Raw genomic sequence first — 23,808 nt, 5'->3', positions numbered from 1 at the left:
TTCGCCCTATGGCGCGGAAGCATCCAACAATCCTGCCCCATGACAGGTCATCGGTTGGTGTCGACATGACCGGCCCATCCGGTCTGTCATTCGTCCCGGGCAAATCCATGCGCGAGACGGGGTGCGGGTCCTTTGGCCTGACCCGGAAAGGCAACCGGCGGATCTTCGCTAGCGAAGACCCGCCGGGAACTTGTTAGCGGCGGATGCCGAGGCTCGTGATCAGCTTCGTGTAACGGCCTTCGTCCTTCTTCTTCACGTAGTCGAGAAGTGAACGGCGGCTCGAAACCATGGTCAGAAGGCCACGACGCGAGTGGTTGTCCTTCTTGTGACCCTTGAAGTGTTCGGTCAGGTTGTTGATCCGTTCTGTCAGGATCGCAACCTGGACTTCCGGCGAACCGGTGTCGCCTTCGTTGATCGCGTATTCCTTGATGAGCTCAGCCTTGCGCTCTGCAGTGATCGACATCGTAAATCCTTTCTGGATTATAGGAGACAGGGACGCCAAAGGCCGGGATGTCGTCCAGCATTGGCCGTGAATGCAGGCACCCGAAGGGCCAGCTGCCGCCGCCTATACTCTATTCCCTGATGAAAGGAAAGAGCAGGCGGCAGGAAGGGTTCAGGCGAAAACTCGCCGTGGATGGAATTCACCGCCAGCGATCTCGCCGATCGCGATCAGCTTGCCGCCGGCAAGTGCGACGGCCTCCGGTTCGGCGACGGGCGCATCGCGCCCGCGCAGGATGATCGGGTTGCCCATCCGCAGGCGATGCGCCTGGTCATCGGTGATCCGAAGCTGCGGCAAGGCCGACAGCGCCTCGGCCGTATCCCCGAGGAAGGCGTCGAGAGCAGCCAGACGCTCATCGCGGTCTTCAATGCCTTCGAGCGCCACGAGCTCTGCGAGCGGCACCATCATCTCTTCTGCGAACGGGGCGACAAAGGTACGGCGGAGCGAGGAGATGTGACCGTAGCAGCCGAGATCGCGACCGAAGTCCCGGGCCAGCGAGCGTACATAGGTTCCCTTGCCGCATTCCACCTCGAAATGCGCCTTGTCGGTTTCGCAATTGAGCAGTGTCAGGCGATGAACCTCGACTTCGCGCGAGGGGATCTCGACCGTCTCGCCATCGCGGGCGAGGTCATAGGCGCGCTCGCCAGCGATCTTGATCGCCGAAAATTGCGGCGGGATCTGATTGATCGTGCCGGTATAGTTCGGCAGCAGGGCGCGTATGGCGTCTTCGCTCGGACGCTGGTCGGAGGTGTGTGTGGCCTCGCCTTCCAGATCGTCCGTCGAGCGCTCCTCGCCCCAGGTGACCGTGAATTCGTAGATCTTGCGCCCATCCATCACGTAGGGAACGGTCTTTGTCGCATCACCGAGCGCGATCGGCAGCATGCCGGAAGCGAGAGGGTCGAGCGTGCCGGCATGTCCGGCCTTCTGGGCATTGAACAGCCACTTGATCTTGCCGACTGCCTCGGTCGAGCCGAAATCGACCGGCTTGTCGAGGATGAGCCAGCCCGAGATCGGGCGGCCCTTGGGCTTTCTGGGTTTTGACATCTAGGTCTTTTCTCAGTCTTTGTCTTCGTCGGTACCGAGGTCGCGCTGGACCTCCGGCGAGCGCAGCAGCGCATCGATCTTCTGGTAGTTGTCGAAGCTGGTGTCGTCGCGGAAGCGTACTTCCGGCATGTACTTCATCTGCCGTAGCTGGCCGCCGATGCGTCCGCGAATGAATTTCGCATGTTTGTTCAAGGCCGCGATCACCGCGTCATGATCGGAAACGCCGAGCGGCGCCACATAGGCGGTCGCCATCTTCAGATCGGGCGACATGCGGACTTCCGAAACCGAAATCACTGTCTTTTCGATGAGGTCGTCATTGACCTCTCCGCGCTGAAGCACCTGGGTTATGGCGGCGCGCACCTGCTCGCCGACGCGCAGCATGCGCTGCGAAGGTGCCGATGAGGTTGGTTTTGTCATGGTTCAGTCGCCTTTCGCACGAGGCATCCGGAGCTTTCGCCGCGCGCATCATGCTGTGAATTGTCGTTCATCCGACGATGCGCCGGAGCTCATGATCCCCATAAACAGCGAGCGCCGGAAGATCCGGCGCCCGAAGGGATCGTGGTTCGAAACGCCTGAAATCAGAGCGTACGCGTGATGTGTTCCACGCGGAAGCACTCGATCGTGTCGCCGGCACGGATGTCTTCGTAGTTCTCGAAGGCCATACCGCATTCCTGACCCATCGGCACGTCGGCGACTTCGTCCTTGAAGCGCTTGAGCGTCTTGAGCTTGCCTTCGTGGATGACGACGTTGTCGCGCACCAGGCGCACGCCGGCACCACGTTCGACCTTGCCTTCGACGACGCGGCAACCCGCGACCTTGCCGACCTTCGTGATGTTGAACACCTCGAGGATCTCGGCATTGCCGAGGAAGGTTTCGCGACGCTCCGGAGAGAGCAGACCCGACATCGCTGCCTTCACGTCATCCACCAGATCGTAGATGATGTTGTAGTAGCGAATCTCGATGCCGGCACGCTCGGAGGCGGTGCGGGCCTGAGCATTGGCACGCACGTTGAAGCCGATGATCGCGGCGTTGGATGCCTCGGCGAGCGAGATATCCGATTCCGTGATCGCTCCGGCGCCCGAATGGACGATACGAGCGCGCACTTCGTCGGTGCCGAGCTTGTCGAGAGCCGCAATGATTGCTTCGACGGAACCCTGCACGTCGGCCTTGATGACCAGCGGGAATTCCTTGAAGCCGGTATTCTGCAGCTGGCTCATCATCTGTTCCAGCGAGCCGCGCTGACCCGACTGGCGGGCTGCGGCCTTGTCACGGGTCAGACGCTGGCGATACTCCGAGATTTCGCGGGCTCGGCTCTCGTTTTCAACGACGGCGAACTTGTCACCGGCAGCAGGCGTACCCGACAGGCCGAGGATTTCGACCGGCATGGCAGGTCCGGCTTCCTTGACGTGATCACCCTGGTCGTTGACCAGCGCACGAACACGGCCCCACTGATCGCCGGCCACGATGATTTGGCCAGGCTTGAGCGTACCCTTCTGGACGAGAACGGTTGCAACCGCGCCACGACCGCGGTCGAGCTGGGCTTCGATAACGGTACCTTCGGCGGTGCGGGTCGGGTCGGCCTTCAGGTCGAGGATTTCGGCCTGCAGCAACACGGCTTCGAGCAGCTTGTCGAGGTTCAGCTTGTTCTTCGCCGAAACCTCGACGTCGAGCACTTCACCACCCATGGATTCCACGAAGACTTCGTGCTGCAGAAGCTGCTGACGAACCTTGTCCGGGTTTGCCTCATGCTTGTCGATCTTGTTGATCGCCACGATGATCGGCACACCGGCCGCCTTGGCGTGGTTGATCGATTCGATCGTCTGCGGCATCACGCTGTCGTCGGCGGCAACCACGAGGATCGCGATATCTGTCGCCTGGGCACCACGGGCACGCATGGCCGTAAAGGCGGCGTGGCCGGGCGTGTCGATGAAGGTGATCTTCTGGCCGTTCTGCTCGACCTGGTAGGCACCGATATGCTGGGTGATGCCACCGGCTTCGCCGGATACGACCGAAGTCTTGCGGATGGCGTCGAGCAGCGAGGTCTTGCCGTGGTCGACGTGACCCATGATCGTGACCACGGGCGGACGCGACACCAGCTCGCCTTCGTCGTCCTTGACGTTGAAGATGCCTTCTTCAACGTCGGATTCCGAAACGCGCTTCACGGTGTGACCGAATTCGGTGGCAATGAGCTCGGCGAGGTCGGCGTCGATGACGTCGCCCGGCTTCATCATCTGGCCTTCCTTCATCAGGTACTTGATGACGTCGACGGCGCGCTCGGACATGCGCTGCGACAGCTCCTGAATGGTGATGGTTTCCGGCAGGATGACCTCGCGCATGACCTTTTCGCGGGTTTCCTGCATCTGGCTGCGGCGGAACTTCTCCTGCCGGCGGCGCATGGCAGACAGCGAACGGCCGCGTGCCGTGCCGTCATCCTCGACATTGGCCGTGGTGACGGTCAGCTTGCCACGACGACGGTCTTCCTCGACCTTCGGACGGGCAGGGACCTTGGGAGCCACGGGCATGGCGACCTTGCCGCGGCCGGGGATCGTCCGCGGAGAGGCGCGGCTATCGTCTTCGTCATTGGTCTTGCGCCCACGCACGAATCCGGGTGCGCCGGGTGCCGGAATGGCCGTACGGTTCACAGCGACGGGCGCAGCAGCCACCGGCGCTTCAGCGGGCTCGGCAGCAGCGTCGGGTTCCGCCTGCGGTTCGGGCTGCGGTTCGGCAGCGCGGCGCGCTGCCTCCTCGGCGGCCACGCGTGCGGCTTCCTCGGCTTCCACCTTGCGGCGAGCCTCGTCGATCACGCGCTGCTTGGCTTCCTCGACTTCACGAACCTGGGCTTCGGCGAGAGCGCGGCGACGCGCTTCCATTTCGCCGGCCGACAGGTCGTGCAGAACGGCGCCACGCGGGCGTTCCTGCTGGCGCGGCGGCTGCGAAGGTTGCTGGCGCTGCGGCTGCTGGGGGCGCTGAGGGCGCTGCGGCTGCTGTGCTGGTGCCGGGCGGGCCGCTGCAACGGGTGCCGGAGCCGGCGAAGGCGCCTGTGTCGGTGCCGGCGTCGGAGCTGCCGCGACCGGTTCCGCACGAACAGGGGTAACCGGTGTAATCGGTGGCTTTTCGTCCAGCGGGCGGGTCGGGCGGCGCTTCACCGTCTCTACGACGACCGACTTCGTACGGCCGCGCCCCATGTCCTGGCGCACGGTACCCTGGCTCATCCCTGAGGGCTTCAAGGTGAGTGTCTTCTTCACGCCGATTGTCTTGTCGTCTTTGTTGTCGGTCATTCCGTTCCCGTTCCTTCGAGCGGGGCCGGATGCCGAGCATCAGGCCTCGCCGTTCACATACTGTCCTAAACCACGGAGGCCGACCTGTGCCGGTGACCGCGTCATTGTGATTTCGGGCCAGCGCCCGAGACCTGCGGCGCGTGGCCGCGATAGGTTTCGAGCAGAGTTGCGCGCTTCACTACACCTTCACCTGCCTGCCCTGCAAGCACGCAAGCATGGATAAACGCATTCTGGCCCATCTGCTCTTCCAATTCCGCCCCGGTCAGAAGGTGGAAAGCGGGCACTTCCGCCTTCGCCCCCGTTCCGAGGTGCCAGGCCTTACGGGCCTGGTCGATCTTTCTCACGCCATCCGCTGCGGCATCCTGCGAATGGAACACCGCAATGGCCTCACCGCTTCGTACCGCCGCCTCGACTTTCGCCGCTCCGGTGACGAACTGGCCGGCCTTGCGCGCCATGTTCATCATTCCGATCAGCTGCGCGACCAGAAGCCGCTCAACCACGGATCCGAGATCCGGATCCGCCTTCACATCTCGTTTCAGGGCCCGGGCGAAGAGTTTCTTCGCCACGGCCTTCTCGACGGCCTCCCGGCTGGGGCTGACCCAGCAGCCCCGGCCCGGAAGCGTCCGCTTCAGATCCGGGACGACCGTCCCGTCAGGCGCGGCCACGAAACGCAGGAGCGTTTCGGGCGATCCGCTTTCGCGGGTGGCAATGCACATGCGTCCGTTCGCGTCGGAGAAGTCGAAATCGTCTTCGGCCTCTGTCGCGTCGGGCGTCTGCGCGCCCATCACGTTGCCTGCTCGGCTTCTTCGCCTTCGAGTTCGCCTTCAGCTTCGACTTCCGCTTCGGCTGCGAGGTCTTCCTCGGTGATCCAACCGGCAGAAAGACGCGCCCGCACGATCATGGCCTCGGCCTCTGCACGCGAGATCTCGAATTTCGAGAACAGGCCCTCGAACTTTTTCGTCTCGCCGTCCTTGCGTTCGCTCCAGCCGACGAGATCGTCAGCGGCGCAGCCGGCGAAGTCCTCGATCGTCTTGATGCCGTCTTCGCCGAGTGCGACCATCATCTGCGAGGTGATGCCCTCGATCTGGCGCAGTTCGTCGGCAACGCCGAGTTCCTTGCGCTTCGCGTCCATCTCGGCCTCGATCTTCTCGAGGTACTCGCGGGCGCGGGTCTGGATTTCCTGTGCGGTGTCTTCGTCGAAGCCGTCGATCGAAGCGATTTCGTCGAGATCGACGTAAGCCACTTCCTCGACCTGGGCGAAGCCTTCGGACGCCAGAACCTGGCCGACCATTTCATCGACGTCGAGCGCGTCCATGAACAGGTTGGTACGCTCGTTGAATTCCTTCTGGCGGCGCTCCGATTCCTCGGCTTCCGTCATGATGTCGATATCCCAGCCGGTCAGCTGCGACGCAAGGCGTACGTTCTGGCCACGACGGCCGATGGCCAGCGACAGCTGCTCGTCAGGAACGACCACTTCGATGCGCTCTGCGTCTTCATCGAGAACAACCTTGGCGACTTCTGCCGGCTGCAGGGCGTTGACGATGAAGGAAGCCGGATCCTGGCTCCACGGAATGATGTCGATCTTTTCGCCCTGAAGCTCGCCGACGACGGCCTGAACGCGGGAGCCGCGCATACCGACGCAGGCACCGACCGGATCGATCGAACTATCGTTCGAGATGACGGCGATCTTGGCGCGCGAACCGGGGTCACGGGCAACCGACTTGATCTGGATGATGCCGTCGTAGATTTCGGGCACTTCCATGGTGAACAGCTTCACCATGAACTGCGGATGGGTACGCGACAGGAAGATCTGCGGGCCGCGCTGTTCGCGGCGCACGTCGTAGACATAGGCACGCACGCGGTCGCCGTAACGGAAGGCTTCGCGCGGGATCATCTCGTCGCGACGGATGATGCCTTCGCCCCGGCCGAGATCGACGATCACATTGCCGTATTCGACGCGCTTGACGGTGCCGTTGACGATCTCGCCGACGCGGTCCTTGAATTCGTCGAACTGGCGGTCACGCTCGGCTTCGCGCACCTTCTGCACGATGACCTGCTTGGCCGACTGCGCGGCGATGCGACCGAAGTCCATTGGCGGCAGCGGATCGGCGATGAAGTCGCCGAGCTTGGCATCGACATTGCGGTCGCGTGCGAGTTCGAGAGCGATCTGGGTCGCGTAGTCCTCGACCTTCTCGACCACTTCCAGAAGACGCTGCAGACGGATCTCGCCGGTCTTGGAATTGATGTCGGCGCGGATGTTGGTCTCGCTGCCGTAGCGCGACCGGGCAGCCTTCTGAATCGCGTCGGCCATGGCGGCGAGCACGATTTCGCGGTCGATCACCTTTTCACGGGCGACGGCATCTGCGATCTGCAAGAGCTCGAGCCGGTTAGCGCTGACTGCCATTGTCTTAGGTCTCCGTCTTCACGCCCGGGCATCGGCCTCGGGCTATAGGTCAAACGTTATTCTTCGCTGTCGTCTTCGTCGTTCTGGTTCGCGGCCTGCGCCTTGGCGAGCTTGTCGGCTCGGAGCGCGTCACGGATCAGATCGTCCGTCAGAATGAGCTTCGCCTCGGCGAGCGTATTGAAGGGGATGACCACCTTCGGTTCTTCGCCATAGGCTACCTGGTCGCGTTCCAGGGTGAAACCGTCCTGGTTCACGTCGGTGATCTTGCCGCGGAAGCGCTTGCGGTTATCGACCAGGATCGATGTCTCGCACTTCACGATATGGCCCTGCCAACGGCTGAAATCCGATTTGCGCACCATCGGCCGGTCGATGCCCGGCGACGAAACTTCCAGATGGTAGGCCTTGTCGACCGGATCCTCGACGTCGAGGACAGGCGATACTGCCATCGATACGGCCTCGCAGCCCTCGACATCCATCGTGCCGTCGTTGCGCTCTGCCATGATCTGCAGCGTCATTCCGTTCTGGTTCATCATGCGCACGCGAACCAGCTTGAAATCCATCGCGACGAGCACGGGCTCGATAATGTCAGCGATACGACGGTCAAGGCCCGTCTCGGTGATGATCCGTGCTTCGCCGGGCTCCGGCGTCGGCATGTCTTCGGACAATCGTTTTACTCCCGATTGGCTATGATCGCCAATAAAAAAGAGCGGGTCCTTCCGGGCCCACCCTTCATCTGTCGATCAAGAATTTGAAGGTCATATACGCGACTGCCCCGACTTTTGCAAGCTTTTCGCGCATGGGGCAAAACAATCTTGCCTTTCATGCGTTGCGCAAGGCAAGGTCGTGGCGACCGCAGCCGTTCCCGATGGCGAATGCGTCGAGAAAAGTCGAGACATGTCCACACACGAACACCGCTCTCCGCTTCTGCCCCTCCGCAACGAAGCCTATCGCCGGATCTGGCTTGCCAGCATCTCGTCCAATCTCGGTGGTTTGATCCAGGGCGTCGGTGCCGCCTGGATGATGGCATCGATCTCCACCTCAGAAAATATGGTGGCCCTCGTCCAGGCATCGAACACCGGCCCGATCATGCTTCTGTCCCTGGTCGCTGGAGCCATCGCCGACAGCTTCGATCGCCGCCGGGTGATGATCGCTGCCCAGTTGTTCATGATTGTGGTCTCGGCGCTCCTGACGCTGTTCGCGTTTCTCGATCTGATCACGCCCTGGGCGCTCCTGGCCTTCACCTTCCTGATCGGCTGTGGCACTGCGCTCAACAATCCGTCCTGGCAGGCCTCGGTCGGCGACCTCGTCCCGCGCGCCGATCTGCCCTCGGCCGTCTCGCTCAACAGCATGGGCTTCAACATCACCCGCAGCGTCGGCCCTGCCATCGGCGGCGCCATCGTGGCAGCCGCAGGTGCTGCCGCCGCCTTTGCCGTCAACACGCTGTCTTATTTCGCGATCACCTATGCGCTCTTCCGCTGGCAGCCGAACATTCCGAAGAACCCGCTGCCACGCGAACATCTGGGGTCCGCCATCGGTGCCGGGCTGCGCTACGTGGCGATGTCGCCCAATCTCGGGAAGGTCCTGTTTCGCGGTTTCGTCTTCGGTCTGACGGCAACCGCAATCCTCTCGCTGCTACCGATTGTCGCCCGTGACCAACTGGCGGGCGGACCGCTGACCTTCGGTGGCCTGCTCGGTGCCTTCGGGCTCGGCGCCATCCTCGGCGCCTTTTCCAACCAGCGTGCGCGAGAACTCCTCTCAAGTGAGGATATCGTCCGCGCCGCCTTCGCCGGATTTGCGGTCGCCGCAGCGGTCACGGGCATCAGCACCTCGGTCTGGATCACGGCGCTTGCGCTGATGGTCGCCGGCGCCTGCTGGGTTCTGGCGCTTTCCCTTTTCAACACGGTCGTGCAGCTCTCGGCCCCTCGCTGGGTCGTCGGGCGCGCACTCTCGCTTTATCAGACGGCCACCTTCGGGGGCATGGCGACGGGCAGCTGGCTCTGGGGCAGTGTCGCCGAAAGCTACGGTTCCGGTCATGCGCTGGTGGCATCGAGCCTTTTGATGATGGTTGGCGTCTTCATCGGCTTCTTCCTCCCCATGCCTGCCTTCGCCACCCTCGATCTCGATCCGCTGAACCGCTTTAACGAGCCGTCCCTGAAGCTCGACATCCGGCCGCGCAGCGGCCCGATCGTCATTCATGTCGATTTCGAGATTGCCGACGAAGATGTTCCGGAGTTCTTGAGGATCATGGTCGAGCGCCGCCGCATTCGCTTGCGCGACGGCGCACGCAATTGGGCGCTGATGCGCGACCTGGAAAATCCTGACATATGGACGGAAACCTATCACGTGCCGACCTGGGTCGATTATGTCCGCCACAACCAGCGCCGCACCAAGGCCGATGCGGATATCACCGACCGCCTGTTGGAATTGCACTACGGCGACCGTCCGCCCCGGGTCCATCGGATGATCGAGCGCCAGGCGATCCCCCCGGCGGACGATATCTTCCACCAGACGCATATCGACCCCCACTGATGGCGGGTCTCAGCGCAGCTTCGCCTTGAGATCAGCACTCGGGTAGCAGGTGGGCGTCATCCCGTTCTTGGCCTGCCATTCGCCAAGCGACCGGCGTGTCTTGAAGCCGGGCAGGCCATCGACCTTGCCGACGTCGTAACCTTGCGCAACGAGCACCTTTTGCATGGCGAGCACGTCCGAGCGCAGCATCTTGCCGATATCGCCCCAGGATGCCTTGAACGCACCGCCGCCATGCGCGATCCGGTCCGCGAGATTGCCGATGAACAGCGCATAGAGGTCGGAATTATTGTATTCCTTCAGCACATAGAAATTCGGCGTGACCAGGAATTCCGGTCCAAATGTGCCGGCCGGTACCAGCATCATCGCAGGCTGAGAGGATTCCGACGACGGAAATGCCCGGCCGGAGATCCGGGAAATCCCGGCGCTCGCCCAGGCAGAAACAGGCTTGGCCCTGTCGGGCCCTTCCTGCGCACAGGATACGCCATCGGCTATCGTGATCTCGAAGCCCCAGTCCCGGCCCTTCTGCCATCCGTTTTTCACCAGATAGTTGGCTATGGATGCAAGGGTATCCGGCACCGAATTCCAGATGTCGCGCTTGCCGTCGCCATCGAAGTCGACGGCATATTTCAGGTAGCTTCCCGGCATGAATTGCGGCTGTCCCAGAGCACCGGCCCAGGAGCCCATCAGTCTGTCGGCACTCACATCTCCGCTCGCGACGATATGCAGTGCCGAAATCAGCTCCTGCTGGAACATCGGCTTGCGCGTCGACATGAAGGCCTTGGTCGCCAGCACGTCGATTGCCGGATGCGGCAGTTTCGCCCGCCCATAGCCGGATTCGCGTCCCCAGATGGCAACAATAATGGGGCCTGGAACGCCATAGGCAGCTTCAACCTTGCGCAGCGTCGCCGCATGCTGGTCCGCAAGGCTGCGACCGGTGGCGGACAATCCCTGGAGACGCTTTTCGTTGAAATAGGCGGCGGGCGAGCTGAACTCCGCCTGGCTCTGTGTCTGTTCCTTCGGGGGCGCCGTACCGGGCGGCACGAGATCCGGCAGATCCCAGTTCAACCGCACGCCCTGAAGCGTCCTGTCGAAGGTCTCCTTGCTGATCCCGCCCTCCTGAGCGGCGCGCCAGAGATCGCCAGCGATCCATTGCCGGAACTGCGCCTCGACGGCGCTGCGTGAGGAGGCTTCGACCGGGGCGGCGAAACTCCCGGCCACTACCAGTGAAAAGGTCGCCATCAACAAGCGAAGCGGCTTGCGAGTTCGTGCCATCGATGTTTCCTCCCGGAATGTCCGTCAGATCGCGGTGCGGGCCCTGATCGCCGCAGACAATGTACCTTCGTCCAGATAATCGAGCTCACCACCGACGGGCACGCCATGGGCGAGCCGGGTTATCTTGACGTCGAGTCCTGTCAGGTGGTCAGTTATATAGTGTGCTGTGGTCTGTCCCTCGACCGTCGCATTGACGGCGATGATGATCTCGCGAATCCCGCCCTTGGCCACCCGGTCGATCAGCCCCTTGATGTTGAGATCATCGGGCCCGATCCCATCAAGTGGCGACAGCGTGCCACCCAGCACGTGGTAGGCGGCATTCATCGCGGCTGCGCGTTCCAGCGCCCAGAGGTCCGAGACATCCTCGACGACGATGATGACGGACTGGTCGCGCGCGACGTCGGTGCAGACGGTGCAGGGATCGACGGTGTCGACATTGCCGCAGCACGAGCAGATCTTCACCTTGTCATAGGCCTCGCCCATGGCATGGCCGAGTGGACCGAGTAACTGATCCTTCTTCTTAATAAGATGCAGCGCCGCACGCCGTGCCGAGCGTGGTCCAAGCCCCGGCACTTTTGCCAGAAGCTGGATGAGTTTCTCGATTTCGGGGCCGGTGACTCGTTTTGCCATGGCGGCGTTTCTAGCCCATATAGACGGCGAACGGAATCGCCGAAGGGGTGCCCAGATGAAAATCCTCGCCGTATGTCTCGGGCGGCCCGAGATCCTGCCCGGCAAGAAATATAAGACCGGCATCAACAAGCTGGCCATCCAGGGTCCGATCATGATTGACGCTGAGGGCCTGGTCGGCGACGCGATCCTCAACCGCAAGCATCATGGCGGGGTCGATCAGGCCGTCTATATCGAAGGCTCGATCGATCTCGACTGGTGGCGAGCCGAACTCGGTCGCGATCTGCCCTACGGCACTTTCGGCGAAAATCTTGTGATCGAAGGCCTGGAAAGCGCCATGCTGGCAGCCGGCGACCGGCTGGCGGTCGGCGAGGTGCTTCTTGAAGTCACCTCCGCGCGCATCCCCTGCGCCACCTTCGCCGCCAAGATGGGCGAACCGACCTTCGTCAAGCGCTACACCCGCGCAGCCCGTCCTGGCGCTTATGCGCGGGTCTTGCAGGGCGGCATGGTCGAGGCCGGCCAATCCGTCGAGTTCACGCCCTGGCGCGGTGACCGTGTGACGATGCGCGAGATGATGGCGACCTTCGGCCGCAGGCTGAGCGAGGCCGATCGTCCCCGCTATCTCGCAGCTCCAGTCCATTACAAGGTGAAGGACGCAATCCGCGCAGGCGACATGTGAGCGTCCGCCGAAGGTCGTAGGCTTCCACGCTTTACCCTTGTGCCGCTTCTCGCCATCATGCCGCCCCGCATGGGAGGGGTGATGGAACCGAGCACAACAGAGCTGACCGCAGCCGACGGGGTGCATCTGACCGGCCATTGGTGGCGGCATGCCGGATCCGCACCATCAGCGACCGTCATCATCAATCCGGCGACCGGTGTCCGCGCCCGCTATTACCACCGCTATGCCGCTCATCTCGCGGCAAATGGCTTTACCGTGCTCACCTATGACTATCGTGGCATCGGCCTGTCGCGTCCCGAAAGTCTCAAAGGCTCCACATTCACCTGGCGCCAGTGGGGTGAGCAGGATTTCGACGCGGCCCTGCGTCATGCCCTCCAGGAGGACCAGGCAGGACGCGTGATCGTCGTCGGTCACAGCATCGGCGGCTTCCTGCCGGGCTATTCACCGGCGGTCGGGCGCGTCTCGTCCATGCTCTCGGTCGGCGGCCAATTTGGGTATTGGGGCGATTATCGGCCAGGACGCCGTTTACCCCTCTTTCTCAAATGGCATGTCGTCATGCCGGCGATCACCCTTGCCCTCGGGCATTTCCCGGGCAAGCGTCTGGGCTGGCTTGAGGATCTGCCAAAAGGAGTCGCCTATGGCTGGGGGCTGCAACAGGGCAGGGCGGAGCAGGGCCTCTCGCGCGAGGCCGCCGAGGTCATGTGCGACCGTTTCGCAACCGCAACCGGCCCGATCCTCAGCGTCACCATGTCAGATGATGAGATCGCGACAGCAAAAGCGGTCAACCGGGCCATGCGCTATTATCGCCGGTCGCCGGTGACCAAGGTGATGCTCGCGCCACAAGACTTGGGTTTTGACCGCATCGGTCACTTCGATCTCTTCCACGCCCGCCATGAAGATGGTTTCTGGCGCCAGAGCCTGGCTTTTCTGCGCGAGGGGGAAAATCCTTGGAGGGATCGGGTCTATCTTTGACAGACCCGATCAGCCGTCTTGATCAGAACGGGAATTTCATGCCGGGCGGCAACGGAATGCCTGCGGTCAGTGCCGCCATCTTTTCCTGCGCCTGGGCTTCGCCCTTGTCCTTGGCGTCCTTGTGAGCGGCGACGATCAGGTCTTCGAGGATTTCGACATCGTCTTCCTTGAACAGCGACGGGTCGATCTTGATGCTGCGCATCTCGCCCTTGCCGGTCAGGATCACCGTGACCAGACCACCGCCGGACTTGCCCTCGATTTCGAGTGCAGCGATCTCTTCCTGCATCTTCTCCATCTTTGACTGCATTTCCTTGACCTTGCCCATCATGCCCATGATGTCGCGCATCGTCGTCTCCTTGGATTGTTGTCGTGTTCTGCCGGGAGGGCATGAGCCCTAGAATTCGATGTCGTCGCCGGGCAAGATATCGCCCTCGGCCGATTCCGCCACAGCCGGCGGTGCCGCCACGATGTCGTCGTCTTCGATCGCCGCCGCCTTGATCCGGACGTCGGTCACCTTGGCGCCTGGGAAACGTGCGAGAATCGCGGCCACATCGGGGTCCTGTCGGGCATCGACCAGCCGTGCCTCCCGGGTTGTTTTCTCAACCTCGACCAGCGTCGGAGCGCCCGCCTCGTTGGACAGCGTCACCCACCAGTTAATGCCCGTCCACTCGCTGAGCTTCATCTTCAGTTCGTTGACGATCGCAGGCGGGCATTGCGCTTCCAGGCGAATTTCCAGCCGGCCCGGCTCGATCTTCACGAGATGCACGAACTGGCGAAGCTGCGCGCGCAAGACCGGAGCGCGGTTCTTGGTGCAGAGATCCGCGATATCGTCCAGCGTCTCGACATGAACACCCGGAACCAGCGCCTCTTCGGCCTTGGTTTCGCGGCGTTCCATCGTCTGCGGCAGGGCGTCACCGGCCGGCACGCTCTGCAGATGCGCCACGGGCTGGCTCATCGCCGGGCGAGCGCCGCTGTCCTGCGAAGGTTGGGCCACGGCCTGGGCCCGCAAGGCCATCGAGGCGCCGCCGCCACTGCCGTTCGGGCGGGGTGCGGACGGCCCGCGCTCTGCTCCGCCGTCGCCATTGGAGAGTTCGAGCAGGCGTCGCGCGGCATCCTCGGGCGAGGGGAGATGCGCCGCATGGGCGAGGCGAATCAGCACCATCTCCGCAGCCCCTGCCGGGCGCGACGAGCCTTCTGCTTCCGGAATGCCCTTGAGCAGCATCTGCCACATGCGCGACAGCGTGGTCACCGCCACGCTCTCGGCAAGCTCGGCGCCCCGAACGCGTTCGACTTCGGTGAGCGACGGGTCCTGCGCAGCCGATGGAATGTATTTGAGCCGGGTCACCAGATGGGTGAAATCTGCGAGGTCGGTCAGCACCACGGTCGGGTTCGCCCCCGCTTCGTACTGGCTGCCGAATTCGGCGATTGCCGCAGCGACGTCGCCACGCACCACCTGCTCGAAGAGGTCGACGATGCGGGCCCGGTCGGCGAGACCCAGCATGGCGCGCACGGCATCGGCATGTACAATGCCGCCGCCATGGGCGATGGCCTGATCGAGCAGCGACAGACCGTCACGCGCAGAACCTTCGGCTGCACGTGCGATCATCGCAAGCGCTTCCTCCTCGGCTTCGATGCCTTCCTTCGATGCAATGGTCGAAAACAGCCCGACGAGATCGCCAGCACTGATCCGGCGCAGATCGAAGCGCTGGCAGCGGGAGAGCACGGTGATCGGAACCTTGCGGATTTCGGTGGTGGCAAAGATGAATTTCACATGCTCAGGCGGTTCCTCGAGCGTCTTCAAAAGCCCGTTGAAGGCCGCCGTCGACAACATGTGCACTTCGTCGATGATGTAGACCTTGTAGCGCGCCGAAACCGGGCGATAGCGCACCTGCTCGATGATCTCTCTGATGTCATCGATACCGGTATGCGAGGCCGCGTCCATCTCGATCACGTCGACATGCCGGCCTTCCATGATCGCCTGGCAATGTTCGCCGGGGATACGCAGGTCGATCGTCGGCTTGTCGATCTCAGCGGTCTTGTAGTTCAGCGCCCGCGCCAGAATGCGGGCCGTGGTTGTCTTGCCCACCCCGCGCACACCGGTCAGCATATAGGCCTGGGCGATACGCCCGGTCTCGAACGCATTCGTCAGCGTCCGCACCATCGGCTCCTGGCCGACCATCAGGTCTGTGAAATCCTTGGGGCGATATTTGCGGGCGAGAACGCGGTAACCGCCGGGGGCGGCCTTGGCCTCTGCAGTCGGCTCGAACTCGCTCATCGCGTTGCCAGCTTCCCCGTTCGCCCGCGGCCGGGCATGGCACGGCCCATGTTGGAAACAGGGGCCGGGAATGAAGATGAGGTGGGAGGCTGGCACGATGACCCGTGCCGTGCTCGTTGGGGCTGCTTCCTTCCGGACCTGACCCGGTTGGCGAGTGGCTCGTCCACCACCAACCTCCCGAGGAGACATATCGGCAATAAAGTCGCCAAATGCAAGCCAAGCGCGGAAAAAACTGCTAGCGTCGTTGAAAACAAAGCGGAGAGAAACACCGTGCAGCCATTCGCCCTCGATCATCGCCTCGCGAGAGACAGCGAGTCGATCCTGAAGCTCGGTCTTTGCGACCTGCGGCTGGCACGCGACAGTCGCTGGCCCTGGCTGATTCTCGTGCCGCAACGTCCCGACGTCAGCGAGGTTTTCGATCTCACGCCGCTCGATCAGGCAATGCTCACCTTCGAGCAGGTCACAGTGGGGACGGTGTTGAAGAAGGTGACCGGCGCCGACAAGATCAACATCGCCGCAATCGGCAATATCGTGCGCCAGCTTCACGTCCATGTCGTCGCGCGTGTCGAGAATGATCCGAACTGGCCCGGCCCGATCTGGGGCTTCGGCCAGTCTGTCCCCTATGAGGAGAAGGCCTTCGAGGCCATGAAGCACAGGATACTTGAAGCATTCCAATGAAGAATTCGATTTTCCTCAACCGTGCCCCCCATCTGGAACCCAGCGAGCTCACGGCATTCTCCGGTAACATGCTCGACCGCGACAGCGAACATCGTGACGAGACCTCGCTCGAAACGGCGTTGAAGGTCGAGGGGATGCATATTCTCGCCTTCTCGGGCACTCAGCTTGTGCTCAAGCATGACGGCCAGGTGCTGGATCCTCTGTTTGCGCCTTACGAGCTGGCGGAACTGCAACCAAACTTCGATGACGCGATCCTGCTGGGCCATCAGGCCTCCGGCGAGCCACGTCTCGCGGTCCCCGTCAATGTCGCACCGGAGGCGCTCGCCGCCCAATACAAGCCGGCCGATCCCCGTGCGCTCTTCCGTGATGCCCTGGTCGGCGACGCGCTGCTGGGCGAAGTCGCCCAGGCGCTCAGCCTCTTGCGCTGGAACGCCGACAATCGTTTCTGCGGTCGCTGCGGTGGCAGAATGGAAGGCCGAATCGGTGGTTACAAGCGCATCTGCTCGGCCTGCGCCCATGAGATCTTCCCGCGCACAGACCCGGTCGCCATCATGCTCGTCGTTGACGAGAAGAATGATCGCTGTCTGATGGGCAGAAGCCCGCGCTTTCCGGAGGGTATGTATTCCTCGCTCGCCGGTTTTGTCGAGCCGGGGGAAACGATCGAAAATGCCGTCCGCCGCGAAACGCGGGAGGAATCGGGCATCGTTGTGGGCCGTGTCCGCTATCACGCTTCGCAACCCTGGCCCATGCCGCACCAGCTGATGATCGGCTGCTACGGAGAGGCAACGACCTTCGACATCACATTCGACACGGCCGAGCTCGAGGATTGCCTCTGGTTCACCCGCGACGAGATCGGCAGCATGCTGTCGGAAGGATCCTTCGACGGCCGGACACTGCCGATCGAAGGCACCATTGCCCGCCGCCTGATCGCCGACTGGTTCGAATGGCGGCATTGAGCCGCCATCGGCCTGATCAGAGCTTGCCGCGCATTTCATGCGCCTTGTAGACGCCGAGGATGCGCACCTTCTCGGAGAAGAAGCGCAACTCCTCCAGCGCCCGGCGAACGGGGGCGTCGTCCGGATGCCCCTCGATATCGGCATAGAACTGCGTGGCCGTGAACTTGCCACCGATCTGGTAGCTTTCCAGCTTGGTCATGTTCACCCCGTTCGTCGCAAAACCGCCCATTGCCTTGTAGAGGGCGGCCGGAATGTTGCGCACATTGAACACGAAGGTGGTGATGAACAGCTCGTCGGCGGTCGAACGCTTCTGGTCGTCCTCGTCACGCGCGAGCACCACGAAGCGGGTGATGTTGTTCTCTGAATCCTCGACATTCTCGGCGATGATGTCGAGTCCGTAGAGTGGTGCTGCGAGCCGGGGGGCGAGCGCTGCCATGCTGCGGTCTCCCTTTTCCGACACGAGTTTGGCAGCCCCGGCGGTATCGCCGGCAACCACGGCCTTCCAGCCATGGCTGCGGATGATCTTGCGGCATTGCCCCAGCGCATGGATGTGGCTGTGCACGGTGCGAATTTCGTCGTGCTTCACGCCCGGCAGCACCATCAGCTGAAAGCGGATCGGCATGAAGTATTCGCCGACGATATGCAGGCGCGACAGTGGCAAGAGATAGTGGATGTCGGCAACGCGACCGGCAAGGGTATTCTCGATCGGGATCATCGCGAGATCCGCATCACCATTCTCCAGCGCGACGAAGGCATCCTCGAATGTCGGGCAGGGCAGGGGCTCCATGTCCGGAAACATGTCGCGGCAGGCCATGTCGGAATTTGCGCCGTAGTCGCCCTGGAAGGAAATCTTGTTCGTCGGTGCCAAGGGATTAATGTCCTGCATTGGAGGAAGCGGAGAGAATGCGGCGCGCCTTTTCCAGATCGGCGGCCGTGTCCACGCCCAGCGGGACTGTCTTCACCACCTGGACATCGATCCGCATGCCGGCTTCGAGCGCCCTGAGCTGCTCGAGCGATTCGCGCTTTTCAAGCGCCGAGGGCGAAAGCGACACGAAGCGTTCGAGCGCTGCGCGTCGATAGGCATAGAGGCCGATGTGATGGTAAAGCGGCCCAGGCCCGTAGGGTGCGGTTGCGCGTGTGAAGTAAAGCGCGCGCAGCCGGTCCGAACCGAGCGGAGAGCCGACGACTTTCACCACGTTGGGATTGGTCTTCTCCTGCTCGTCCTCGATCTCGACGGTGAGCGTTGCGATATCCACCTGCGGATCTTCGAGCGGCTTCAGTGCTGCGCGAATGGTCTGCGGGTCGATCGTCGGCAGGTCGCCCTGCACGTTGATCACGATCTGGGCCTCGCCCGTGGGATCGACCTTGCAGAGCGCCTCGAAGATCCGGTCCGAGCCCGACTGATGGTCGCCACGCGTCATCACGACCTCGAAGCCAGCATCTGCCACAGCGTTGAAAACCCTGATGTCATCCACGGCGACGATGATTCGCCCGATTTCCGCTTCCTGAGCCCTTTTTGCGACCTGCACGATCATCGGCAGCCCGCCGATATCGGCCAGTGGCTTGTCCGGAAGACGGGTTGATGCCATGCGGGCCGGGATCAGGATCAGGGTTTTGGCTGTTCCGCCTTCATTCATGTCCATAACCCCTTCAAATCACCGAACAGAAGTGTCAAATAGTCCCAGCTGCGGGACCATAATCGTGTTGCATGTGTTATGCAAAAGACATAGGTTCCGCGCGATTTCAAGATCGTCCGGTTGCTCATCGGCCGGCTGCACGGGGAGCTTTGCAGATGAACTCTTATACCAATATGGGCGTGGGTGCCTTTCTCGGCACCGTCTTCGTCCTGATGTCTGTGTCGATCGCTTCGGAAGGCATTTTCCACGCGGAAGCGCCTGAGACGGAGGGCTTTGCCATCGTCGCCGAAGATTCTGCACCGGCAGACGCAGCACCCGAAGTCGCAGCGACGCCGATTGCCGTTCTTCTCGCCAGCGCCGATGCAGCTGCCGGCGAAGCCACTTTCAAGAAGTGTGCGAGCTGTCACACCGTCGACAAGGGCGGCGCCAACAAGGTTGGCCCGAACCTCTATGGCCTTGTCGACCGCCCGATCGCCACGCATGAAGGCTTCGGCTATTCGGCTGCCATGACGGAATTCTCCCAGGGCGGCACAGTGCTCTGGACCTGGGACCACCTGAACGAATTCCTGCTCGCTCCGAAGAAGCACATCCCGGGCACAGCGATGGGTTTCGCCGGTCTCAAGAAGGACGACGAGCGCGCCAACCTGATCGTGTACCTGCACACCATGGCGGACAGCCCCGTTGCGCTGCCGACGCCTGAGGCCGCACCCGCCGATGCAGCGGCCGCTCCGGCAGATGCAGCCCCGGCAGATGCCGCCGAAGCCCCGGCTGAAGCCCCGGCCGTTGCTGAGCCGGCCGCACCCGCAGACGCAGCTCCTGCGGTACCTGCAGAGACCGCTCCGGCCGAGCCTGCACCCGCACAGCCGGCCACGCCGTAATCTTCAAGGACTGATCTCTCAGATCTTATCCAATCATGCGCCCGGCCCTTGCGGCCGGGCGTTTTGCGTTTCTCGGCGTCAAAGCAGCAGCAGGGCCCAGAGGGAAACGGTTACCACGCCGGCTGCGGTCGAAAGCGTGATCACCGAGGCGGCGAGACCCTGCCCGACACCGAAGCGACTTGCGATCAGCCAGGCATTGATGCCGGTGGGGACCGAGGAGGTCAGGACGAGCGCCGCCGTCCATTGTGGTGACAGCCCCAGCAGTATCGAGGCGATCCACACAACGCCCGGCATCAGGACGAGCTTCAGCAGCGAGATGCTGCCGGCGATCCTGACATTGCCGGCCAAGCCATACTTGTTCAGCGTCATGCCGAGCGAAATCAGTGCTGCCGGTGCCGCCATGCCGGCCACCTGCGCGACGACGCCATCGATCAGGGCGGGAACGGGTGTGCCTGCGATCTGTAGCAGGATGCCTCCCGCGAGCCCGATGATCAGCGGATTGCGGATCAGGTTCATGCCGACCTGCCTCAGCACGGCAACAATGCTCTCGGCCTTCCTGCCGCCGCTCTTCTGTTCGGCCCGCTCCATGGCCAGAACACCCGCGATCATCATCAGCGGCAAATGGATGGCGAGCAGGATCGACATGGCCACGATCCCCTCCGGCCCCACCGTGCGCTCCACGAGCGGCAGTCCGATAAAGACATTGTTGGCAAAGGCGGACGAAACACCCGCCAGCACGCCGAGCCGCGGGTCTCGCTTGAACACGCGCGTCGCGACAAGATGGCCCACGACCCAGGCCACGAAAACCCCGGAAAAATAAGCAATCCACAGTCGAAACGGGGATGCGCCGTGGAAGTCGGCATTGGCGATGGTTCTGAGCAAAAGCAGCGGAACGGCGACCTTGAAGACGAAATCGCCAAGACCGTCGCCAATCTCCGCTGCAAGGATCTTCAGCCGGACGAGAGCCCAACCGAAGAGAATGAGGAGGAAGATGGGGAGGACGTCCTGGGCAACAGCTGTCATGAAAATCGACTCGTGAATGGCAAGGTAGAGCCTTCTTAGGCCCCCTGCCGCTCCCAGCCAATCCGCCATAAACGACAAAAGCAGGCCATTGCCTGCTTTCACGCCCGACGTCATGCCGGGTCGGGATTCGCCGCCAGTACATCCGTGGTCAGCTGTCCCGTGCGGACCTGTCATGGTCCTGTCGGACGTCCAAGGGGAGTTGGCCGTCCATGCGCGCATTCTTAGCCCGGCGATGTAACGGCAGGATGACGTTGATCCGCTTGCCCCTTCCCATCGCCGGAAAAACGGCTATGACCGTCTGGCACGCAAACGGAGCCCGCCCACCATGAGCCAGTTCGATGTCCTGACTGTCGGAAACGCGATCGTCGACATTATTTCTCGCTGCGACGACCAGTTTCTGATCGCAAACGACATCACCAAGAGCGCCATGAACCTGATCGACGCGGAGCGGGCCGAACGGCTCTACGGCATGATGGGTCCGGCCGTTGAAGCCTCCGGCGGAAGCGCGGGCAACACGGCGGCCGGAATTGCGAATTTCGGGGGCAAGGCTGCTTATTTCGGCAAGGTTGCGGAAGACCAGTTGGGTGAGATCTTCACCCACGATATCCGCGCCCAGGGCGTGCATTTCGAAACCCGGCCGCTGGGCAGCCAGCCGCCGACGGCCCGCAGCATGATCTTCGTCACCGAAGACGGCGAGCGTTCGATGAACACCTATCTCGGCGCCTGCGTCGAGTTCGGCCCGGAGGACGTCGAGCCCGACGTGGTGGCGAAATCGAAGGTCACCTATTTCGAGGGCTACCTCTGGGATCCGCCGCGTGCCAAGCAGGCGATCCTCGACTGTGCCCGCATCTCGCATGAGGCCGGCCAGCAAATGTCAATGACGCTCTCCGACAGTTTCTGCGTCGGGCGTTACCGCGCAGAATTCCTCGATCTGATGCGCTCCGGCACGGTCGATATCGTCTTCGCCAACGAGCAGGAAGCGCTCTCGCTCTACGAAACCAACGATTTTGCCGAGGCCCTCGACCGGATCGCGAAGGACTGCAAGCTTGCGGCCGTCACCATGGGCGATCAGGGTGCCGTGGTGGTCAAGGACGACAAGCGCATCCGTGTACCCGCAACGAAGGTGGAGACGGTGGTCGATACGACGGGTGCCGGCGATCTCTTCGCTTCCGGCTTCCTCTTCGGTTACACCAATGGCCGAAGCCTGGAGGATTGCGCCCATCTCGGATGTTATGCCGCCGGCATCGTCATCCAGCAGATCGGCCCGCGTCCGATGATGTCCCTGCAGAAGGGTGCCGCGACAGCAGGCCTTATTTGAAGGCCTCGCCCGGATAGGCGCCCCAGATCTCGTTCTGCGAGACCCAGCCGCTGACGCCGCCCGTCTCGGCGCTGCACCAGTTGCCGTTGCATTCGCCGAGCTTCAGCACGACGCCGGGTTCGAGCTTGGCGATGACGGCTGCCGAAGAATTCGAATCACGCCGCATCATCACATAGATGTTCTCGCCATTGCCGCGCATCCACGGCGCAGCGACCGCCGTGCGCTCGCCCGTCAGCAGAGACTGGCTCACCCAGCCCTCGGTCCCATCGGCGTCCCGGATCTGGCGCCAGTTTTCGTATTCGCGAATGATCTCGACCGGCAGGCCGGATTTTAGATAGCGCCAGGACACCGCATAGTCGGTGCTCGGGCCGATGCGGAGATTGACCCGCTCCGCCTTGAGGCTGACAAAGCGTGGCAGCGGCAGGCCGGTTGAACCCTTGGTCGTGGATTGGGCATGACCGGCGATCGGGCCAGCCGCGAGAGACAGCGCAAGGACGCTGAAGGCTAGGCTGGCGCGGCACAGATTATGAAACATGGTCATTCCGGGCTAAGCTGTGGAAATGAAGCGCTTTCTGACCGCCCCGTCACGCGTCACGCGAGTTCCGGACAAATCCGCCGCGAGCCGACGAGTTTTGTTTGTCTTCGCCGACGGGTTTGGTAGAAATTGCCTTCCTGAGAAGCGAAGTATCCCGCGACTTGGTTAACGAGTTCTGAAGAAGGCATCGGTCCGGTCCATGACAAACAGGAAAAGACCCAGGGTCTACATCACGCGGAAACTGCCGGATGCCGTGGAAACGCGCATGCGCGAGCTGTTCGATGCCGAGCTGAACGTCGAAGACGGGCCACGCACGCGCGAAGAATTGATCGAGGCCGTTCGCACGGCAGACGTTCTGGTTCCGACTGTCACCGACCGAATCGATGCTGCTCTCATTGCCGAGGCCGGCCCGCAGATGAAGTTGATCGCCAGTTTCTCGAACGGCACTGATCATATCGACATCGATGCGGCGGCGAAGAAGGGCATCACCGTTACCAATACGCCGAACGTGCTGACCGAAGATACCGCCGACATGACCATGGCGCTTATCCTTGCAGTTCCGCGCCGCCTGGTGCAGGGCGCGCGTGTCCTGATGGACAAGCCGGGCGAATGGGAGGGCTGGTCGCCCACCTGGATGCTCGGGCGCCGCATCTGGGGAAAGCGCATCGGTATCATCGGAATGGGCCGCATCGGGACGGCTGTTGCCCGCCGCGCCAAGGCTTTCGGCCTGTCGATCCACTATCACAACCGCAAGCGGGTCAATCCGGCGACCGAGGACGAGCTGGAGGCGACCTATTGGGACAGCCTCGACCAGATGCTCGCTCGCGTCGACATCGTTTCGGTCAACTGCCCGTCAACGCCGGCGACCTTCCACCTGCTCTCGGCCCGACGCCTGGCACTGCTGCAGCCGACCAGCTATGTGGTGAACACGGCCCGTGGCGACATCATCGACGAGGATGCGCTTGTCCAGGCACTGCGTACCGGCAAGATTGCCGGCGCCGGCCTCGACGTCTTCGAGAACGAGCCTGCGGTCAATCCGAAGCTGGTGAAGCTTGCCAACGAAGGCAAGGTCGTGCTTTTGCCGCATACCGGCTCGGCCACCATCGAAGGCCGCATCGACATGGGCGACAAGGTGATCATCAACATCCGCACCTATTTCGACGGCCACCGCCCGCCGAACCGTGTCCTGCCGAGTAGGAGCTGA

Annotated in this window: 23 protein-coding genes and 1 other RNA gene; 8 read left to right on the top strand and 16 right to left on the bottom strand. The window is 62.6% G+C overall.

The genetic code is table 11. The annotated features are described in order from the left end of the window. Nucleotides 1–193 precede the first annotated feature (193 nt). The 7 genes from rpsO to rimP form a co-directional block, all read right to left on the bottom strand. Entirely contained in the window at nucleotides 194–463 is a 270-nt protein-coding gene (gene rpsO, locus LJE98_RS04685) for a 30S ribosomal protein S15 (RefSeq protein WP_112247036.1), read from the bottom strand. 150 nt (nucleotides 464–613) lie between these two features. Beyond that, on the bottom strand, nucleotides 614–1,543 hold the full coding sequence (truB, locus tag LJE98_RS04680; protein WP_229573673.1) for a tRNA pseudouridine(55) synthase TruB: 930 nt from the start codon (nucleotides 1,541–1,543) through the stop codon (nucleotides 614–616). A gap of 12 nt (nucleotides 1,544–1,555) precedes the next feature. Continuing rightward, the gene (gene rbfA / locus LJE98_RS04675; RefSeq protein WP_229573672.1) at nucleotides 1,556–1,960 is read right to left on the bottom strand and encodes a 30S ribosome-binding factor RbfA; all 405 of its coding nucleotides are present in this window, start codon (nucleotides 1,958–1,960) and stop codon (nucleotides 1,556–1,558) included. 161 nt (nucleotides 1,961–2,121) lie between these two features. Next, nucleotides 2,122–4,821, bottom strand: coding sequence for a translation initiation factor IF-2 (gene infB, locus LJE98_RS04670; protein ID WP_229573671.1), 2,700 nt, complete (start codon nucleotides 4,819–4,821; stop codon nucleotides 2,122–2,124). 101 nt (nucleotides 4,822–4,922) lie between these two features. Continuing rightward, a complete protein-coding gene (locus LJE98_RS04665) occupies nucleotides 4,923–5,606 on the bottom strand; it encodes an RNA-binding protein (RefSeq protein WP_229573670.1) in 684 nt (227 codons plus the stop codon). Beyond that, nucleotides 5,606–7,225, bottom strand: a complete 1,620-nt coding sequence (gene nusA, locus LJE98_RS04660; protein ID WP_229573669.1) for a transcription termination factor NusA — start codon at nucleotides 7,223–7,225, stop codon at nucleotides 5,606–5,608. Before nusA ends, LJE98_RS04665 begins: the two co-directional genes overlap by 1 nt. Before the next feature lie 56 nt (nucleotides 7,226–7,281). Next, on the bottom strand, nucleotides 7,282–7,878 hold the full coding sequence (gene rimP / locus LJE98_RS04655; RefSeq protein ID WP_229573918.1) for a ribosome maturation factor RimP: 597 nt from the start codon (nucleotides 7,876–7,878) through the stop codon (nucleotides 7,282–7,284). A 241-nt stretch (nucleotides 7,879–8,119) separates the two neighbouring features. Here rimP and LJE98_RS04650 point away from each other — a divergent pair, with 241 nt between their 5' ends. Then, nucleotides 8,120–9,754: an MFS transporter gene (locus LJE98_RS04650; protein WP_229573668.1), complete on the top strand. Its 1,635-nt coding sequence runs from the start codon at nucleotides 8,120–8,122 to the stop codon at nucleotides 9,752–9,754. A gap of 9 nt (nucleotides 9,755–9,763) precedes the next feature. On the opposite strand, the gene LJE98_RS04645 is transcribed toward LJE98_RS04650, so the two are convergent. Together LJE98_RS04645 and recR are read right to left on the bottom strand one after the other, a co-directional pair. Next, nucleotides 9,764–11,026 (bottom strand): lytic murein transglycosylase, encoded by a 1,263-nt coding sequence (locus tag LJE98_RS04645; RefSeq protein WP_229573667.1) that lies wholly within the window; start codon nucleotides 11,024–11,026, stop codon nucleotides 9,764–9,766. A gap of 24 nt (nucleotides 11,027–11,050) precedes the next feature. Further along, nucleotides 11,051–11,656, bottom strand: coding sequence for a recombination mediator RecR (recR, locus tag LJE98_RS04640; RefSeq protein ID WP_229573666.1), 606 nt, complete (start codon nucleotides 11,654–11,656; stop codon nucleotides 11,051–11,053). A 55-nt stretch (nucleotides 11,657–11,711) separates the two neighbouring features. Here recR and LJE98_RS04635 point away from each other — a divergent pair, with 55 nt between their 5' ends. Further along, on the top strand, nucleotides 11,712–12,332 hold the full coding sequence (locus tag LJE98_RS04635) for an MOSC domain-containing protein (protein ID WP_229573665.1): 621 nt from the start codon (nucleotides 11,712–11,714) through the stop codon (nucleotides 12,330–12,332). 81 nt (nucleotides 12,333–12,413) lie between these two features. Continuing rightward, entirely contained in the window at nucleotides 12,414–13,304 is an 891-nt protein-coding gene (locus tag LJE98_RS04630) for an alpha/beta fold hydrolase (protein WP_229573664.1), read from the top strand. A gap of 22 nt (nucleotides 13,305–13,326) precedes the next feature. Here LJE98_RS04630 and LJE98_RS04625 read toward each other — a convergent pair whose 3' ends face one another. The 3 genes from LJE98_RS04625 to ffs all read right to left on the bottom strand — a co-directional run bounded on the left by LJE98_RS04625 (nucleotide 13,327) and on the right by ffs (nucleotide 15,757). Continuing rightward, nucleotides 13,327–13,650: a YbaB/EbfC family nucleoid-associated protein gene (locus tag LJE98_RS04625; protein ID WP_229573663.1), complete on the bottom strand. Its 324-nt coding sequence runs from the start codon at nucleotides 13,648–13,650 to the stop codon at nucleotides 13,327–13,329. Nucleotides 13,651–13,698: 48 nt separating this feature from the next. Continuing rightward, nucleotides 13,699–15,579, bottom strand: coding sequence for a DNA polymerase III subunit gamma/tau (locus LJE98_RS04620; protein ID WP_229573662.1), 1,881 nt, complete (start codon nucleotides 15,577–15,579; stop codon nucleotides 13,699–13,701). Nucleotides 15,580–15,660: 81 nt separating this feature from the next. Next, nucleotides 15,661–15,757, bottom strand: an RNA gene (ffs, locus tag LJE98_RS04615) — signal recognition particle sRNA small type. Between the two features lie 92 nt (nucleotides 15,758–15,849). On the opposite strand from ffs, the gene LJE98_RS04610 reads away from it, so the two are divergent. Then, nucleotides 15,850–16,257 (top strand): HIT domain-containing protein, encoded by a 408-nt coding sequence (locus LJE98_RS04610; protein WP_229573661.1) that lies wholly within the window; start codon nucleotides 15,850–15,852, stop codon nucleotides 16,255–16,257. After that, entirely contained in the window at nucleotides 16,254–17,213 is a 960-nt protein-coding gene (nudC, locus tag LJE98_RS04605) for an NAD(+) diphosphatase (protein ID WP_229573660.1), read from the top strand. Before LJE98_RS04610 ends, nudC begins: the two co-directional genes overlap by 4 nt. 16 nt (nucleotides 17,214–17,229) lie before the next feature. Here nudC and LJE98_RS04600 read toward each other — a convergent pair whose 3' ends face one another. After that, complete coding sequence (locus tag LJE98_RS04600; protein ID WP_229573655.1) at nucleotides 17,230–18,099, bottom strand: prephenate dehydratase; 870 nt, start codon at nucleotides 18,097–18,099, stop codon at nucleotides 17,230–17,232. Continuing rightward, on the bottom strand, nucleotides 18,086–18,850 hold the full coding sequence (locus tag LJE98_RS04595) for a 3-deoxy-manno-octulosonate cytidylyltransferase (RefSeq protein ID WP_229573654.1): 765 nt from the start codon (nucleotides 18,848–18,850) through the stop codon (nucleotides 18,086–18,088). Before LJE98_RS04595 ends, LJE98_RS04600 begins: the two co-directional genes overlap by 14 nt. Nucleotides 18,851–19,005: 155 nt before the next feature. Between LJE98_RS04595 and LJE98_RS04590 the strand changes: the two genes are divergently transcribed. Further along, a complete protein-coding gene (locus LJE98_RS04590) occupies nucleotides 19,006–19,728 on the top strand; it encodes a c-type cytochrome (RefSeq protein ID WP_229573653.1) in 723 nt (240 codons plus the stop codon). A gap of 78 nt (nucleotides 19,729–19,806) precedes the next feature. Here LJE98_RS04590 and LJE98_RS04585 read toward each other — a convergent pair whose 3' ends face one another. Then, nucleotides 19,807–20,751: an AEC family transporter gene (locus LJE98_RS04585; RefSeq protein ID WP_229573652.1), complete on the bottom strand. Its 945-nt coding sequence runs from the start codon at nucleotides 20,749–20,751 to the stop codon at nucleotides 19,807–19,809. A gap of 325 nt (nucleotides 20,752–21,076) precedes the next feature. Between LJE98_RS04585 and LJE98_RS04580 the strand changes: the two genes are divergently transcribed. After that, nucleotides 21,077–22,069, top strand: a complete 993-nt coding sequence (locus LJE98_RS04580; RefSeq protein ID WP_229573651.1) for an adenosine kinase — start codon at nucleotides 21,077–21,079, stop codon at nucleotides 22,067–22,069. Here the strand turns inward: LJE98_RS04580 and LJE98_RS04575 are convergent. Further along, nucleotides 22,062–22,604 carry an SH3 domain-containing protein gene (locus tag LJE98_RS04575; RefSeq protein ID WP_229573650.1) on the bottom strand — a complete coding sequence of 181 codons (543 nt, stop codon included), beginning with the start codon at nucleotides 22,602–22,604 and terminating at the stop codon, nucleotides 22,062–22,064. The two genes, LJE98_RS04580 and LJE98_RS04575, sit on opposite strands and share 8 nt — an antisense overlap. A gap of 199 nt (nucleotides 22,605–22,803) precedes the next feature. Here LJE98_RS04575 and LJE98_RS04570 point away from each other — a divergent pair, with 199 nt between their 5' ends. Beyond that, entirely contained in the window at nucleotides 22,804–23,808 is a 1,005-nt protein-coding gene (locus LJE98_RS04570; protein WP_229573649.1) for a 2-hydroxyacid dehydrogenase, read from the top strand.

The organism is Rhizobium sp. 'Codium 1', from assembly GCF_020889605.1.
Taxonomy (GTDB): Bacteria; Pseudomonadota; Alphaproteobacteria; order Rhizobiales; family Rhizobiaceae; genus Allorhizobium; species Allorhizobium algae.
This window is presented reverse-complemented; position numbering and strand designations above follow the sequence as displayed.

Bases quoted from the DNA above. Each gene is read 5' to 3' on its own strand.
- rpsO (WP_112247036.1), bottom strand. From the start codon at position 463: ATGTCGATCACTGCAGAGCGCAAGGCTGAGCTCATCAAGGAATACGCG.
- truB (WP_229573673.1), bottom strand. From the start codon at position 1,543: ATGTCAAAACCCAGAAAGCCCAAGGGCCGCCCGATCTCGGGCTGGCTC.
- rbfA (WP_229573672.1), bottom strand. From the start codon at position 1,960: ATGACAAAACCAACCTCATCGGCACCTTCGCAGCGCATGCTGCGCGTC.
- infB (WP_229573671.1), bottom strand. From the start codon at position 4,821: ATGACCGACAACAAAGACGACAAGACAATCGGCGTGAAGAAGACACTC.
- LJE98_RS04665 (WP_229573670.1), bottom strand. From the start codon at position 5,606: ATGGGCGCGCAGACGCCCGACGCGACAGAGGCCGAAGACGATTTCGAC.
- nusA (WP_229573669.1), bottom strand. From the start codon at position 7,225: ATGGCAGTCAGCGCTAACCGGCTCGAGCTCTTGCAGATCGCAGATGCC.
- rimP (WP_229573918.1), bottom strand. From the start codon at position 7,878: ATGCCGACGCCGGAGCCCGGCGAAGCACGGATCATCACCGAGACGGGC.
- LJE98_RS04650 (WP_229573668.1), top strand. From the start codon at position 8,120: ATGTCCACACACGAACACCGCTCTCCGCTTCTGCCCCTCCGCAACGAA.
- LJE98_RS04645 (WP_229573667.1), bottom strand. From the start codon at position 11,026: ATGGCACGAACTCGCAAGCCGCTTCGCTTGTTGATGGCGACCTTTTCA.
- recR (WP_229573666.1), bottom strand. From the start codon at position 11,656: ATGGCAAAACGAGTCACCGGCCCCGAAATCGAGAAACTCATCCAGCTT.
- LJE98_RS04635 (WP_229573665.1), top strand. From the start codon at position 11,712: ATGAAAATCCTCGCCGTATGTCTCGGGCGGCCCGAGATCCTGCCCGGC.
- LJE98_RS04630 (WP_229573664.1), top strand. From the start codon at position 12,414: ATGGAACCGAGCACAACAGAGCTGACCGCAGCCGACGGGGTGCATCTG.
- LJE98_RS04625 (WP_229573663.1), bottom strand. From the start codon at position 13,650: ATGCGCGACATCATGGGCATGATGGGCAAGGTCAAGGAAATGCAGTCA.
- LJE98_RS04620 (WP_229573662.1), bottom strand. From the start codon at position 15,579: ATGAGCGAGTTCGAGCCGACTGCAGAGGCCAAGGCCGCCCCCGGCGGT.
- nudC (WP_229573660.1), top strand. From the start codon at position 16,254: ATGAAGAATTCGATTTTCCTCAACCGTGCCCCCCATCTGGAACCCAGC.
- LJE98_RS04600 (WP_229573655.1), bottom strand. From the start codon at position 18,099: ATGCAGGACATTAATCCCTTGGCACCGACGAACAAGATTTCCTTCCAG.
- LJE98_RS04595 (WP_229573654.1), bottom strand. From the start codon at position 18,850: ATGAATGAAGGCGGAACAGCCAAAACCCTGATCCTGATCCCGGCCCGC.
- LJE98_RS04590 (WP_229573653.1), top strand. From the start codon at position 19,006: ATGAACTCTTATACCAATATGGGCGTGGGTGCCTTTCTCGGCACCGTC.
- LJE98_RS04585 (WP_229573652.1), bottom strand. From the start codon at position 20,751: ATGACAGCTGTTGCCCAGGACGTCCTCCCCATCTTCCTCCTCATTCTC.
- LJE98_RS04580 (WP_229573651.1), top strand. From the start codon at position 21,077: ATGAGCCAGTTCGATGTCCTGACTGTCGGAAACGCGATCGTCGACATT.
- LJE98_RS04575 (WP_229573650.1), bottom strand. From the start codon at position 22,604: ATGTTTCATAATCTGTGCCGCGCCAGCCTAGCCTTCAGCGTCCTTGCG.
- LJE98_RS04570 (WP_229573649.1), top strand. From the start codon at position 22,804: ATGACAAACAGGAAAAGACCCAGGGTCTACATCACGCGGAAACTGCCG.